Below are 14933 nucleotides of genomic sequence, written 5' to 3'. Positions count from 1 at the left end.
GCATCTTTTTCTTTCCATCCTTACCGGCGCATACCGACGCTGTATTCAGCCTCTTGTAGCTCTGCCCGATACTCTTCCAGTTCGTTCAGCTTCTCGTTCACGGCTTGCAGGTTGGCATCCAACCCGATATTGTGGTCGTAAGGGAAACGATGCTGCGCGACCAGCCCGGCATTGGTGGGCTGCCCGACATCAAGCATATCGGAGTCCTTGTTATATTCGACATACAGCACGTCGCCGTTCGGCATCTCGAAGGCCGGAATCTTTTGATGCGCCAAAGCGGAGAACTGTTCCGCCGCCATCTCCCTGGCAACCTCTTTTATCGTCTCTCCGGCAATATCGACACCGTAACGCCGGATATGGTCGCGAATTTCCTGCTCCGTGAATTTCAACATCACCTCGTAGGTTCCCCCGACACTCCCGTTGTACACGACAGCGAAATTCTCATCCTCGGCAATTAGGCTGTCACCCTTGTTGTTCGTGGCTGATAAATAAGTATGCTGTTCGTTGATGCCGTTGCCGTCGTAATACTCCTTGGCAAGCGTCAGCAATCCCTCGCAATCGCCTTTCTCCCGGAGTTCGTCAAGCGGCCTCGTGTCATCCGAAAATTGGAGATACGCGACAGAGGAATAAAATGTCTTCTCCTTTGCCGCCGCTCCGTTTTCCTGCTTCTCGCCGACATTTTGTTCCAGTTCTTGCGCTATCTTATCCACCTTCTGGGTAATTATCGAGGTTGCCCTTTTCACGTCCAGGAGCGTTGTCTTGATGAATTGCGGCGATTCCTTCAGCTCATCGAGCCATCCTTTGAGGTATGCACAACTTTCTTCCTTGATATGCTTGGTCATGCCGTAACGCTGTGCGACCAGTGCGCTACCTAACTCTGCCACCAGTTCCTCACGGGCATATTCAGGAGAACCGAAGGTAGTCGGCTTGAACCGATCGAGAACACCCTCCGCACCGGTCGAGTGCGTCATCTCATGGAACAGTGTCCCGTAAAACGATTCTCCCGATCTGAACTGTTCCTTTTCCGGCACGATGATTTCATTCTTCGTGATGGAATAGTAGGCGTCATTCTGATATTTCGGCGTAATCGGACAAATCCACAGGTTATCCCTTATCATCGTATCGACTGGGGCAAAACTGTAATGCTCGCCCTCCTCGATTGCCGGACGCGAATTTTCCTGCTCCAGTTTTTGCCACAGCTCCGGTCGCGCTTCCTGCAAATTGGTCTGCGCAACATTGAAGACCCTGAAAACCTGCATCTTCGGATAAACATTGTACTGTTCCTTTTCGTCATCGGAGAGTTTCTTGTAATCGTCATACTTGATTTTCTCCTTGGTCTCCTTATGGATACAAGTGAACGTGGTGAGCATGACCGGAAAGGACTTCTCGCCACGAAGCACGGAGACACGCGGCAGTTCCTCTCCATCCTTGCCGGACTTATTGAGCTTCTGAACACAATCGAAGGTGCAGAAACGGGGAATCTTGTACCCTTCTTTCTCGCAGTGCAAAAGCAGCATAAAAGCATTCATCCCGTTGTACTCGCGCCCGTGAAGGTTGCGAGGCCACTGCAACGCACCCTCGGTAAACCAAGGCTTTTTCCAGTCCTTTTGAATGCCCTCGATTTTCTCGATCATCATTTCGGCGAACAGGTCGAGAGCCTTGTCCTCGCTGTTCGGTCCGTCGGCATTCTTCTTTCTGTAACCGGCCATATTACTTACTGATTATAGTTAGACGAATCCGCCACATATTGCGTCAGTTCCTCCACCTTGCAGGAAAGATTGATTTTCCCGTTATGTGCCGACAGGTTCATTTCACCTATGGCATCCACCTTTATACCCGGCTGTAGCCACGCATCGCGCTCCTTGCCGAAACAGAAGAAGCGCACCCACTGGTATTCGAAGCCGTCATCGACCTTCTCCGCACTGAACGCCGAGAACACCGTATAAGGCTGGTCTTTCTTATCCCTTTTCTCCTCGATATTCTGGCCGACTTTACCACGAAATGCCAGCTCACCCTTGACGCAATCCGCATCATCCGTAGCGGCATTGCAGATTTCATCGGCGAACAGGTTGAAATAGAGCTTGTCACCCCGGCGTTTGAGATACATCGTACCCCTCACTTCCACACGGGAGCCGTTCCGATAACCGGTGGCTTCTTCCTGACTGCACTCCTTGCGGACATCCACCTCGATAGTATGCCGTCCACCCGTTGCCGGAATCTGTACCCGGAGCGGAAATGCCATAAACTCCTTTTCCTCTCTGTTCTTGCGAACCGACGCATCGCGGCCGATAACGCCGCATACCGTAACATTACATTTAATCATCTGTTTTTTGTCTTTAATGATACATGGATCATCCGACAAGTGATACATGGGTTGATTGATGTTGAACTGTTGGAGGGTACGGTCAGTCAGGCGCACGTATCATCGCCCAGACCATCCATCCGGCGATGGCTAATTGCACGCCCACGACAACGAGCGTCCCGATCCACCCCAACAGCAGGTAGCAGAACCGGACGTGCAACGCAAGGATGGAGACTCCCGCCAGACATTTGCATAGCTGTATCATCACGCATTTTACCATATCGCCATGCCTTTATCTTCGCAGGTTTTCCGTCTGTCCCTGTTGCCGGGACATCTCTTGCTCGAAATTCTGTGAGGCCGCTTCCGACAGGATAACCGTATTCAGCATACCGGTTACACGCATCCGTTTGGTCTCTTCCGTGAGTGTGCCGTTGTTCAACGTGGCAGACAACCGGTTCAGCTCGGAAGCGGTCAGCTCCCGCGAGACACGCAGTTCCCCATTGTCCGCTTTCAGAATGGCCTTGCCGTTCTCGCCGATAGTCAGGTCGCAGTTCTTCATATTCGGCAACAACGGCTTCAGGTCGATGGTACGAAGATCCATCGCGGTGGATATCATCGCCTTCTGTTCCTCTTCGTTCCGGTTGTCAATCTGTGTGGCCAGCAGCATCAGGGAGGCGAAAGCGGTCATCGCCATCTCCACAATCGGGTCGTTGCATCCCGACATTCCCACACCGCTATCCTCCGACGAAAGGAGTTTTTTCATCCATCCGTCGGGCGAAAGGTTCTTTTCAGGCACGGTATCTTCCGCCGCCTTGTATTTGGCGAGCAGGTCATTCCCGTTGTGCAGCATTTGCAATTTGATATGTCCTTTCTGTGCGATTTCAGCCAGATACGCCGCAGGGTCTATATCCCGTTTCGTCCCGTCGGCATAGATATTCTTCACACCGAAATGCAGATGTTCCCCGGTCGTCCGTGTTCCCGTATTGCCCGATGTGCCGAGCCGTCCGCCGGCCTGTACCGTATCGCCGACCTTGACGGAAATCTCCTTGAGGTGCATATAGGTACATTGTACCTTGCTGCCGTCCGTCCGGGCATATTCCACCGTCAGCGACTTGCCGCCGGGCGTATTCTTGTTCTGGTTTACCGCCACGACCTTGCCGCCGTTCTCCGTAGCCAGTACCGCATCGCCTTTGCAACGTATATCCACGCCCTTGTGCATCTGTTGCTTTGTGCCGTCCAACGGGTCTTGCCGTGTTCCGAACGGAGAGGTAATGAACAGAAATTCCTCCCGTTCCACCGGGAACGAATACCCCGTTCCATGTTCCGCACCTTCGGAGGTCTGGAGCGGATTGTGTTCTACCCCGAACTGCCTGCCTTGTGCCGCCATCTCCTGCATCACCTGCCTGTCATACTTCTGCAAGCCGTTCTGCTCAATGATTTTTTGCAGGTTCTCGGCATACTTGCCGCCTGTGGCGTAACCGGCTTTCTCAATGCTTTGTGCCCAGCCCTTGTAATCGTCCGGGGAGAGTTTGAAGCAACCGGCATAGCGGCTGTTCTCCTTCAAAAAGCGGGAGTGATGCTCGTATGAATCACCCACGCTGTCATAGCTGCAGAACTTTTCATTCGGCTTATCATCGGTGTAGATTCCGTATTTGCCGCCTCCGGCAATCCACGAGGGTGTCGCCTTGATGCCGAAATGGTTGTTCTCGTTCCTCGCCAGACGGCTCTGTCCGTTGCTGCTTTCCAGTATGCCTTGCGCCAATGTGACGGAAGCCGGAATGCCATACCTGCGCATCTGTGCCATCGCATAATCCGCGTATTGCAGTGCATATTCCTGATTCTTGCTCATAATCGTCACTCCTTATCTATGAATACCCCTATGTGTTTCCTGCTCGTCCTGCCGTTTATCCTGTAGCTCTATCTCACTGATGGCGACACGCTCACCGGCACGGACAAGTTTGGGCAGATAGCTGTCCAGTTGCGTCCTTGGGAACTCTGCGAAAGTCGAAAATCCATGTTCCGGATATTCCTTGACCGTAATTCCCAGTATTTTTGCTCCCTTTGCCGCATCCTCATTATAAAGCCGGTACACTTCTCCTGCACGAATCAGATACAGGGCGTCGGGATGCTTTTCCTTGAGGTTGTCCCAAAACTGCCGTTTCGGAGACATATTTTCATCATTCGTCTCTTCCGACCGATTTTCCGGCACCGTCTCATTCTGTTGCCGTACCTGCTCTTCCGCTTTCTGTTCCCCGACGGATTGTCCCTTTTGCAGCACATCGGCAAACAGCGTGGCCGCCAAATGCCGCTTGTAGCCGTCCCGGTCTTCCGCCACCCACATCCGTTGCCACTGCTGTGGAGTGACGCTGCGGGGCTGCAGCTTTTGTCCGTCGATGGTTGCCACACACTGGATTCCATCCTGCCTGGTCTTGAAGATGGCAACACGCTGAATACGGTTCAGGTCAATCTCCGGCGTATCGCTGCCGAACAAATCCACTTTCAGGTCGGGCTTGACCTCCGCCAGTGCATAATACTTGTGCGCCAGCTCCATCCGTACCTTGTCGATGTTGTCCATCGCCTGCTTGAGCGTGGAGAAAAAACGGTTCACATCCTCCTTATCGGGATAGACGCTGTACCCCTCCTTGTTTTCCGGCTTGATATAGAGTGCCCAACGGTTCTTGTCGTCCTGAATCATCTGCACGGCATCGAACCCGACCTCATTCGCCCGTCTGACCGCCTCCGACACGTCCAGCGTGGAGAGCTTTTCCAACGTGTAGTTCCTTAACCGGGCCAGTGTCACCATTTTTTCATTGAAATAGCTGTCATCGGGTCTGTAGCCCAATGCACCGTCAGTATTATAGAAACGCACCTGCTCGATACCCTCTTTCTGCAATGCCCGTTCGATACGTCCCTTGTTCATGCCGGGAATCTCGTTGTTCGCCTCGGTCGAAGCTCCTGCCGGCAAAATGACATCTGCCGATTTTGCCTCCCGGTCTATGACGAGGACGATGCTTTTCGCCGCCTTGTCCGGGTGCTGGCGGATTTCATTCGCCACAAAGTAATGCTTGTGCATCTGTTCCTGCATGGTCGTGGTCTGCCGTCTGTTTCGCAGGGTGGCGTACTCAATTTTCTCGCCCCGTTCCGCTTTTCGGATAACATCAAGCGCATTGTTCACGTCGCTTTCGAGAGCGTCCATCATACACGGATTTTCCTTGAACTCCCGGCACCAGTAATCCACCGTCTTCAGGCTTGCATCGGACAGACGGGCGGGCAGTCCCAGTTCCAGCATTTTGATACCCGAAGCCAGTTCCACGACCAACCTTTCATATTTTACCGCATCCTCCGACGGGGCCACGCCGTTCTTCATGACCATGCCTTCACGGGCGAGCCGCTGTTGATGCCCCGTAGCACTCACGATCTGCCGCAAGGCTTCCTGCATATAATCGTGGTAATGTTCAAAATCCTTTTGACGCGGCATATAGACCGCATCTTTGTCCGTCTCGTAATGAGGAACTCCGCTACCGTCCGAGCGCACGGGAACGAGGTTGTCCCGCATCTTCAATAGAAAGTCGTTGAACCGGGTGCGCAACCTGCGGTTGTCCGCCTCGGTATATCCTCTTTCCTGAACACTGCCATCCTGCTTTACCGCATCCTCGTAAGCCGGCTTGTCAACGTAGGGCAACGTCGTCTGGTCGATATTGAAAAGCGTGCGGATCTCCCGGTTGTGGACACCCTTGAACTGTGCCTTATGCTCTTCGTCCAATTGGAGATAGGCGGTACGGTCGATGGTCTCATCCGGATTGTTCCGGTTGACATACTTGTTCCAGTTATAGAACAGGAACGGTACGCCCTGCTCATGCTCCCGCACCGCAGCACCCCGTACCTTGGTTTCACTGTAAAGCGTGAACAGGTTGGTCTTGCATCCGTTATTGTCCGAATGCAAGGCCATAAAGAGGGCATTGAACGGGCTGGCCGAGACCCCTTGCGGATAGAGCCGGGGAAATCCCTTGCCCGATACGTTGAGCCAATGGCCGCCAGCGTTCGACGCCCCGCTCAGTGCGGCAGACAGCAGTTCCGCCTGCCTTGCCTCGGCTTTCTTCTCGATTTGCGACTTTTCTTTCATATCATCATGCTTTTATTGTTCATGGAATTATTGGATGCCCCGTGTACGCACGACCGTTTCCCGCTGTCCGTCATCGTAATTCTGCGAAGCGATATGGCGCAACTGGTCGCTCTTGGCAAGCACGGCGTTCGCCAGCGTGTTCAGCGGCAATGCCCCTGCACGGTAAGCCTCCGCGACGGTCGGCGTGAGCTGGATGGTACAAGGCACACGGTCTATCGTGGCGATGAGCGTACTGCCTTGCAGTACCGGGTTCACAATACGGGGATTGAGCGGTTCATCGGGATAACGGCGGTACTGGTTCTCCGTCTGTTCGGCAGCGGACGGCATGGGTCGCCCCAAAGCCTCGTGTCCCGCCTTGTTCAGCAGGTTTGCGCCGCCCAGACCGACAAGGAGCATCTTCAGCAGCGGGTTACGCACGAACAGACCGGCCACAATACTCGCTATCGGCAGCAGGTTGTCCCCAAAGCGCAACGATTGTGTCTTGCCGGTAAAAGCCCCCAACAGGATGTCGGGCAGCATGGCCATGACATATCCGAGGTTGCCCGTGATATCGCCCAATCCCTCTAATCCCAACGTACTGAGCAATCCGCTCCATCCGTTCGTGTTGGTCTGCACAGCCTCTCTCTCTTGCTTTTCTTCCTCACGTGGAATAACCACCTGCCGTTCCTCTTTCTCCACTTTTTCCCTCTGTTCCGTCTCCGGCTGCGTTGATTCCTTTTTGGCAGTTACAGCCGTTGCATTCTTATATTTCTCCAAATGCTTCAAATAGGCTTCTTCCTGTCCGGGAGCGACGACCAGCGGCACATCCTTGTACCGTTCGGCACGTTCATTCTTCTTTTCAGGGTGTCCGGGTATTTCTGGCATTTGGAAAGGGGTAAACTTTGGTGTCTGCATCCACTTCGGGAAACTGAAATCCATCACCGGTATTTTCTTCTTCAACCGCTCGTTGGCGGCCACGATGAGCGCACTGTCACCCGTCTGTACCGTTGCAGCCTCCTTGCGGAAGTCCGTAAATACGTTCCGTTCGCTGCCGAACACCCCTTTGCTTATACACTCTTCCACAGAAAGCGTATCAGGCTTTTCAGGCTCGAAGCGTGAGGCGACTGCCGAGATAGCCACGTCCGCCCCGACAAACTTCGCCAGTGTTGCCCACGAACCCACGCCTCCCATCATCACGGTATCTGCCGTTGCGCCCAGTACCCGACCCGCGCCTTTTTCCCATCCTTTCGGACGGTAGGCGGCTTCGCCCCGTGCCTCGATTTCCACAGCAAGCGGCGAGCGGTTGAAGGTCTGCGAAAGTCCAAGCAGGCTTGATTCTGCGGCTTTGCGGATGATGTAGTCGGCTGACGATTTCGGCATACGCTCCTTGACCAGCCGGTCGATCATCAGTTCCTCCACCCGGTAGTCCATATAGGCATAGGCAAGGTCGCCGCCTAATTGTTCCGACAGTTCATCGTAACGCTTGCGCCCGATTTCCTGCACGACAGTATCGCGCCATTGCCCGGCCATGTATGCGAGGTCTTGCTGTATCTCTTTGGAGCCGGTAATCTCCGCCTTGCACATTCCGATATAGTCCTCCGTTGTCTTCGAGTTCCATTCGCCCGTGACCTTGAGTACCTGGTACGGGTCGCCCATCGGCTGTGCCGCAGACGCCATCGCGCTGAGTATGCCGCCCAAAGAGGTGGAATACTCCCTCATTTCCTCGCCCTGTTTCTTCGTGAGGTAAGCCTGTGTCTTCGACATGACGGGCGCAAGGTGGCAGTGGAAATAGTCGCTCACGAGGCGTTCCATTTCTGCGAATTGCCGGCTATGTTTGATTCCATCCATATTGTGTATTATATATTTATCTGTTTCAATAACTGTTCTTTCGTCTGCTCGATGGCGTTGTGGTAAACCTCCATCTGCCGGGGAAAGAACTCTTCCAGCCATGCGTCCTTTTCGATGTTGTCCTGCATGAACCGTATCGCCTGCTCCCGTTCGATTTCGACGGATGTCTCGCCCTCTTCCCTGTTGTTGAACCATGCCTTCGTCCACCAGCGCACACCCGCCCGGTCGGGATAGACCGTGACAAGCCTCGGTATGTCGAAACTCTGTATGTCGATGTCCAGTTCCGCCAACGGGTCTATGATGCCGCCATAGGTCAGGGCTTCGTCATGGAGTTTTTTTTTATGTCACTGCCCGCAGTGGAGAGGTACACATCATGCCGCAGGGCGAGGTAATGCAGGAAATCCGCAATCAGGAGGTTCTGCACCTTGCAGGCCAGCGGCATGGCCTTATGTCCCAGTCCGAGCGGATTGGCCATGCTCGGCATATTCTCGTAGAAATACTCCTTCATCGCACCCACCGTGAAGATGTGGCGTAGCGACTGCTCCGTATTTCGGGGCAAGGTGTATGCTCCATGCCGCAAATCCTCCATATAGTGCGGCAGGAAGCGCAGCATCAGTTCCTCTATCTCTCTCTTATCCCGGTCATAATCGGTTCCCAGTTCCATCTCTACACCGGAGGGATAGTCGGTTTCGTGTCCGCCGGCCTGACGCATTGCCTGGATATTCCCGTACAGCATTGTCAAGAATTCCAACGGATTCAGTTCCTCGCCCTTGAAGCGGACGGTCATGTGCAGTTTGTCACCGCTCAAAGCTACCGTCTGTCCGGCCTTTACACGCTGTCCGAATTGGGCGAAGACATTGGACAGGTTTCCGTATGTCACCTCATATTCCCCGTAGCGGATGGTCTGGCAGATGCCGTGTCCGGAATCGTTGCCCACGCCCGACACAATGCCGCTGGCAAGGGCGGAAAGCATATAGCACCGCACGTTGAAGTCAATGCCGTGATGAAAGAATTTCTCGCCCGTCACCGGGTCGGTCTGTTCGCCGTAGCCGAGCGACAGCTCCACGTCTTTGCCCTGCTGTTCCTCGAAAGGCATACAATAACCGCTATCGGATTGCAGGATCATTTCTTCTGTATATTTCATGCTGTTTCCATTTTGATTCGTATTCTATCTTCTCATTCCTCCGCCATGTGCCTGTTCCCCTGCCGAAAAGTCAGGTGTACGGGTACGTTGCACGTTTTCTGTCTCCGGCGTGCGGAAGACACCCGCATTGTTGCCGATGAGCATCATGCCGAGAAATGCGCCGGCAATCTTGCCCAGCCAGCCGAAGCGTCCGAATATGAGGAACGCCGCCGCAACCAGTCCGGCGATGCTCAACCCTGACACGTTGCCGCTGCCAAGGTTGCGGAAAAAGTTGCCGAACATATCAAGACCTCCGCCACCGGAGGCCTGTCGCAAAAAGTTCGACACGCCGTTCAGTTTGTTGTCGATGCCGGTTACCGCACCGCTGACCGAACTGACGGCTTCTCCGGCCTTGCCCGTTAGTTCACGCACGCCGTCCGCCGTGCCTGCAATGGTATCCGTGACGGATTCGCCCACAACGGCATCGCTCACGATACGCACCACGCTTTTGTCGGTGGTCAGCTTCTCCCAGCCCACATAACCGACCGCACCGCCGATAGTCGCTGTCTTGACTGCCTGTCCTGCACCACGCAAGGTCTGCGAAGGGTGCAGCACTGCCTTACCCATACTTTTGCCGGTAGCCGCCGTTGCCGTACCGACACCTTTTGCGGCCTTGCCGCCATATTTCAATAGTGTACTCCAAACGCCCATACATTGTCTGTTTTTTAAGGTCTTACATTTCTTCCAATCTGCCGCCAGCGTCGCTTGGCAGCTTCCACTATGTCCCGTTTGCCGGCCACCGGACGTGCTCCCTCGTCGATTTCACGCCAGATGTCGCCCATTGTCGTGTACTTCACCGCCTTGGTCAGCCGTTGCAGTTTCTTGTTCATCATCTTGAGCTTCGGACGGATGCCGAATACGATTTCCATGCGCTCTTTCTCCGTCATCTTGTTGTCCGAAAGGCACGCCATGCGGATGTCGTTCACAATCTCCACGCTGTTCATGATCAGTTCCCGGTAAATCCGGTTTCGTTGCGTGGAGAGGGCGACGGCCAACGCATGGGAGCTGTTCCGGCTCACCTGTCTGGTAAAGTCACCCATGTTATCCGTCAGCTTCGATATTTCGTGATAGAAACCGTATATCTGCGCCGCGTAGCAGACTATCGACCGGAAAGAGTCCAGATAGCTGTTGAACTCCCGTTGCAGGTCGGTCGTGGCTTTCACTTCCTCTTTCGTCCACAGGTGTCCGGTGGTCTGCATCAGCATGACTTTCTCCTGTTTCTTCAGCTCCTTTTCCGCCTTGTCGGTATAGAGCAGGATCATTCCGGCCAGTACAGGGTCGTTTTGCGCCCGTGCCTTGCCGATGCCGATGCACAACAATAAGATGCCTATCCAAATCGTCCGTTTCATTGTCAGTTCCGTTTTTATCGTGCGAGGACGGCAGCCCTGCGCCAACGGGTCATGGCCATCCGTGCCGCCTCCCCATTGTTGCGGTCGAGCATCCCGGCCGTCACATTGTTCCACATGTCATTGAGGGTATAGTATCGTATGCTCAGGTAGAGCAGGTGTAGCTTCCGGCTGAAAGCCGAAAGTTTGTCGTTCAACGCCCACAGGGTCTTGCTGCGTTCCGCTCCCGTGAGCATATTCTCTTTGCCGCCCTTGGCCACTGCGTCATTCAGGAGTGTGAAGACCGATACCAGTTCCGTTGCCGTCTCGATATAGAGGTTGTTCATGCTTATGGAGGCAATGATGCCCTGCGGGTTGTTCCTGATGGCGTTGCCCAGTTTCCCTAACGTGAGAAAGATTCTCACGCCGTCGTTGTAGAGGTGGGTGCAGGCTTTCAGCGACGAAGCGTAGCCGCTTGCCGTCTTGAGATAGCTGTTATATTGCTTCTCCCATTTGTGAATGCGGTTGAACTCGGCGGCGATGCTGTTCTGCAGCATCGCTGTCTTCGTCTGACCGTTTATCTGTTTCTCTATCTGGTCATTGATGACCTCGTTGCCCTCGGCCAACGCCATCCATTCCAACGGATTGGATGCCGTGATTTGTGCTTTCGCCCAGTGTGGCATCATGCAGACGGCAAAAATGACCAGGCTAATGATTCGTGATTTCATATATTCCCTTTTTTCGTTTGTTATACTCGACCCGTTCCCGGATAAGCGTTACCACATCGAAGTTGTGTCTGATACCTACCAAATCAAGCCGGGGCGTATTCCTGTCCATCGAGAATATGCGTACCGTCTTCAATCCGCAAAGCTGCTGCATGAGGTTTTGGTGTTCCACAAAGTCCACGATACGGTATTGTTCCATGTAGTCCGTCTTCCGGGACAGCACCCCATGCCTGCTGATAAGCTGCTCGCTACCGATGTGGTAGCGTGTCCGGCGCAGATAGATGAAACGGTACAGCAATACCAAAGCAAGCAATGCGGCAACCGATACGGCAAGAGCTGTCAGAGGCAGTCCCTCCATGCCACCATACACCCATGCTGCACAGCACAATACGATTGCGGGCAGCTCGTCGATAACGAACTGTCCGGCGTGCGGTTGCAGCACGATACTTTGGAAATGTCCTGTGGGTGCATCGGTCATCATCGGCGAAAGTGTGTTTGTTGTTCCTCTTCCGGTGACTGTTCTCTCGCCTGTGTCTCATCGACCGTCTCTTCCTGTTTCTGCTCGGCCAAAAGCTGTTCGTTCCAGTCCTTGTTGGGATAGGTAGGCTGTTCACGGACAAAAGAGGCGTCATTCGCCTTGTCCAGACCGAGGAACTCCCGCAATCCTTCACGGAACTCCTTGTAATTTCCGTTCATGATATCCGTCTGTTCCCGTATGTCGTCCGGATGGCACAGGCCGCTCGAACGCATCGACATGGCTTCTTCCCATGCGGATTCATATTTCCCGTAGCTCGACCGCAAAGCGTCGGGCAACAGGTCTATGTCACCTTCATCGAGGTTCTTGCCGTCAGTAACGGAATCCAGATAAGGCTTCCGCTCCGGTGTCTCCTCGATGGTGGAACGGACAACCCGGTACATCTCCTGTTGCAGGTTCTTGGCAAACTCGATTCCCGCAAGGTCGGTATCGAAACAGATGTGTTGCTTGGCAGGAAGCGAGAGCGTGAGGACACCCCGCATCTGTTCCACCGTCGGGTTACCGCCGGTAGATATGAAGACCGCTTTCCGCAAATCCTTGTCGTTGGCCTGATGAAGCTGGTAATAGGCCATCGCGTCGTATGCACTCTCGAACCAGTAGATATGCTTGGCTTCGGTAAGCGTAGTTTTGGCTGGGCTGGCAATCCATAACCCTTGGCTCGAATTGCTCCCTTCCGCCTTCCCTTTATAACTGCCGCTGCCATCCATGCGAGGGCGGCCTCGCTCTTCCAGACCGACAACCTGTCCCGTATCTTTCGGAACGGTCAGCGGAAAGGCGAGGTTGGTGTATTTCATGCCGTCCTCACGATGCTTCGTCGCCAGACAGAAGTTCCGATGAAAGGCATACTGCGTGTAAAGGTCGATGCCCCGATGCTTGAAGAACGGATAGAACTTCTTTTGTGTCGCCCGATCCTGCGGATTGAACTGGTGAATGTCGTAATCCGCCATGTCAAACGGCTTCACATCCCGTTTAGGCTGGATAATCCGGATGTCCCGGTCAGCGACGGGATGGTTCAGCAACCGGTTACAGACAAGGTTTACCAGTCGGTCGGGAGACACGCCTGTACGGTATTCCGCAAAAAAATGCGGATGCTCCTTGATAAAGGAAATGATGTTATACGACTTCTGCTGTTGCGGTTTGAAACAGCATTTCCCTTGCTGCGTGACAATGAACTTGTCGTTGCGGATGCGCCGCCCCTCGCTGTCCAACCGGACATACGAGGGATAGCGCAGGCCGTCGCGCCGGTTCAGGTGATAGCCCGCGTCGATAAGCACGTCCTGAATGTTCAGCCTGCGCAGAAAATCGTCATAAGTCAGTTCGCCCTCTCTCATGGTTTACCTCCCCATTCTCATATCATTGATTTCACGGTTCATCTCTGCCTCGAAACAACGGATGGCCATATCCCTCGGTGTATCGACCCCCAGCTTGATGTACGGGCGTGGCGGACCGCCGAAACACTCGCCGTAGAACTCCGGGGCATGGCAGTGATGGTGGATGCCGTGCGCGACACCCGCCGCGACTACCGTACCTGCGGTGAGGGCGGCAAAGATTTTCGTACCGAGCCCCCGTTGTGCTTCCGGGCGTGTTTTCATGTCCACTTCGCTGAAAATCTTGGAAAAGAGCTTCATCCGGTGATAATCATCCACAGCAAGGAACTTGTCGTAATCCCGTTGGGTTATCTCATGGCTGATAGCCTGACCGTCGATAACAGCGGTCATCCTGTATTTCCCCTCGGTTTGTGCCGGTTGAACGGCTATCTGGCTCACTTCAACTTCCCGCCCGTGCTTCTCTTCCCGATACCATCCCTTGTTTTCATTCAGAAACTGGAGGTCACGCCCGTCCACTGCCGCACCGACATAGCCCTGTATGGATTCCTCTTGCTGTTGCAGCGAGGTTTCCACCGGCATGAAAGCCTCCTGCTCCTGCCGTTGGCGTTGTTCCAAATCCTGCTGTACTTCGGGATGCAGGCCGATAGCGATGCGTTGATCGCTGTTGAGAGCCTCCATCGTCACTTTGTCGGAAAAGTCAGCCCCGATAATGCCGTTCAGCAGTTCCAGACGTTTTTCTACGGGTTGTTCCTCGATGGGTGCGGCAACCAGTGTCCTCACTTCCTTTTCCGTCAGGTCATAGACCATATCGGCTTGGACGCTTTCCGACTGCACAGTCAGCGTCCGCCTTTCCGCATCCACGACAAGACCGTGCGAGGCAAGGCACTCCGCCAATTTCTCGTTGGAAAAATAGACCGGAGAGGCTATAAGCTCCTTGTACGACCGTGCCGGTTCCCCGCTGCGCGGACGGCTGACCATCGGCGTGATGACCGCCTGCAAGTCCTGCAGAACGTCCCGTTGCTGTACGGGTTGCGCCTGTTGATGCCCCTTGTAATAGAATCCGTAACCGCCCGATTGCAACTCGCCGGGCTTCATGCGCCCGTCGGGACGTTCGGGTACGATGGACGGCCCCGGAAAGAACAGTTGGCCGCCGACCCTGCGCAGGTGCAAGCCCCACTGGTTGCGTGGCGTCCAGCCGAGGAACGGCGGGGGCATTCCCATCCGTCCCATGCGACCGTACTCGCCGATGCCGATGCGGTAGCCGTGCAGCCCCATAGCCACACGCCCGTTGGCATTGCGGGCATGGACGAAGTTCTTTGGCATATAGAAGTCTTTGCCCACGATGCTCGTGAGCACGTTGTAGGCTTTCTTGTTGGCCGTATTGGTTCCCCAGTCCGTGAGTGCCAACATCTGACGTTCGCTTATCGGATAGACCAGCAGCGGAGAATTATGCCCCTGCACAATCAGCCGATACCCTGAACCATCAAGCGCAACATGGGCTTGCAGGCCGTTACGCATCAGCATATTGCGCATTTCGGGCTGCAAGTCCATCTGCCGGGGATTGGTATTCGTTCGTATCGCCATA

14 protein-coding genes are annotated in these 14933 nt (G+C 54.3%); all 14 read right to left on the bottom strand.

Features of this window, described 5'->3' with window-relative positions:
• Positions 1-20: 20 nt before the first annotated feature.
• Positions 21-1709 carry a zincin-like metallopeptidase domain-containing protein gene (locus CZ225_RS14900; protein WP_004301287.1) on the bottom strand — a complete coding sequence of 563 codons (1689 nt, stop codon included), beginning with the start codon at positions 1707-1709 and terminating at the stop codon, positions 21-23.
• A gap of 5 nt (positions 1710-1714) precedes the next feature.
• Complete coding sequence (locus tag CZ225_RS14895; protein ID WP_005944254.1) at positions 1715-2323, bottom strand: hypothetical protein; 609 nt, start codon at positions 2321-2323, stop codon at positions 1715-1717.
• 86 nt (positions 2324-2409) lie between these two features.
• Positions 2410-2574: a hypothetical protein gene (locus CZ225_RS23920; protein WP_192923087.1), complete on the bottom strand. Its 165-nt coding sequence runs from the start codon at positions 2572-2574 to the stop codon at positions 2410-2412.
• 20 nt (positions 2575-2594) lie between these two features.
• Positions 2595-4151 carry a glucosaminidase domain-containing protein gene (locus tag CZ225_RS14890; RefSeq protein ID WP_004301292.1) on the bottom strand — a complete coding sequence of 519 codons (1557 nt, stop codon included), beginning with the start codon at positions 4149-4151 and terminating at the stop codon, positions 2595-2597.
• Positions 4152-4163: 12 nt separating this feature from the next.
• Positions 4164-6425, bottom strand: coding sequence for a MutS N-terminal domain-containing protein (locus tag CZ225_RS14885; protein ID WP_004301293.1), 2262 nt, complete (start codon positions 6423-6425; stop codon positions 4164-4166).
• Positions 6426-6452: 27 nt separating this feature from the next.
• The gene (locus CZ225_RS14880; protein WP_004301294.1) at positions 6453-8252 is read right to left on the bottom strand and encodes a hypothetical protein; all 1800 of its coding nucleotides are present in this window, start codon (positions 8250-8252) and stop codon (positions 6453-6455) included.
• Between the two features lie 8 nt (positions 8253-8260).
• Positions 8261-8542: a hypothetical protein gene (locus tag CZ225_RS14875; protein WP_004301295.1), complete on the bottom strand. Its 282-nt coding sequence runs from the start codon at positions 8540-8542 to the stop codon at positions 8261-8263.
• A gap of 23 nt (positions 8543-8565) precedes the next feature.
• Complete coding sequence (locus CZ225_RS14870) at positions 8566-9396, bottom strand: M23 family metallopeptidase (protein ID WP_004301296.1); 831 nt, start codon at positions 9394-9396, stop codon at positions 8566-8568.
• A 24-nt stretch (positions 9397-9420) separates the two neighbouring features.
• Positions 9421-10086: a hypothetical protein gene (locus tag CZ225_RS14865; RefSeq protein ID WP_008759633.1), complete on the bottom strand. Its 666-nt coding sequence runs from the start codon at positions 10084-10086 to the stop codon at positions 9421-9423.
• A 14-nt stretch (positions 10087-10100) separates the two neighbouring features.
• Positions 10101-10784, bottom strand: coding sequence for a hypothetical protein (locus CZ225_RS14860; RefSeq protein WP_004301298.1), 684 nt, complete (start codon positions 10782-10784; stop codon positions 10101-10103).
• Positions 10785-10798: 14 nt separating this feature from the next.
• Positions 10799-11488 (bottom strand): hypothetical protein, encoded by a 690-nt coding sequence (locus tag CZ225_RS14855; RefSeq protein ID WP_004301299.1) that lies wholly within the window; start codon positions 11486-11488, stop codon positions 10799-10801.
• Complete coding sequence (locus CZ225_RS14850) at positions 11469-11966, bottom strand: PH domain-containing protein (RefSeq protein WP_004301300.1); 498 nt, start codon at positions 11964-11966, stop codon at positions 11469-11471. Before CZ225_RS14850 ends, CZ225_RS14855 begins: the two co-directional genes overlap by 20 nt.
• Complete coding sequence (locus CZ225_RS14845; RefSeq protein WP_004301301.1) at positions 11963-13351, bottom strand: toprim domain-containing protein; 1389 nt, start codon at positions 13349-13351, stop codon at positions 11963-11965. Before CZ225_RS14845 ends, CZ225_RS14850 begins: the two co-directional genes overlap by 4 nt.
• 3 nt (positions 13352-13354) lie before the next feature.
• Positions 13355-14932: a hypothetical protein gene (locus tag CZ225_RS14840; protein ID WP_004301302.1), complete on the bottom strand. Its 1578-nt coding sequence runs from the start codon at positions 14930-14932 to the stop codon at positions 13355-13357.
• Position 14933: the final 1 nt, after the last annotated feature.

The sequence above is a fragment of the Bacteroides bouchesdurhonensis genome (assembly GCF_900155865.1).
Taxonomy (GTDB): domain Bacteria; phylum Bacteroidota; class Bacteroidia; order Bacteroidales; family Bacteroidaceae; genus Bacteroides; species Bacteroides bouchesdurhonensis.
This window is presented reverse-complemented; position numbering and strand designations above follow the sequence as displayed.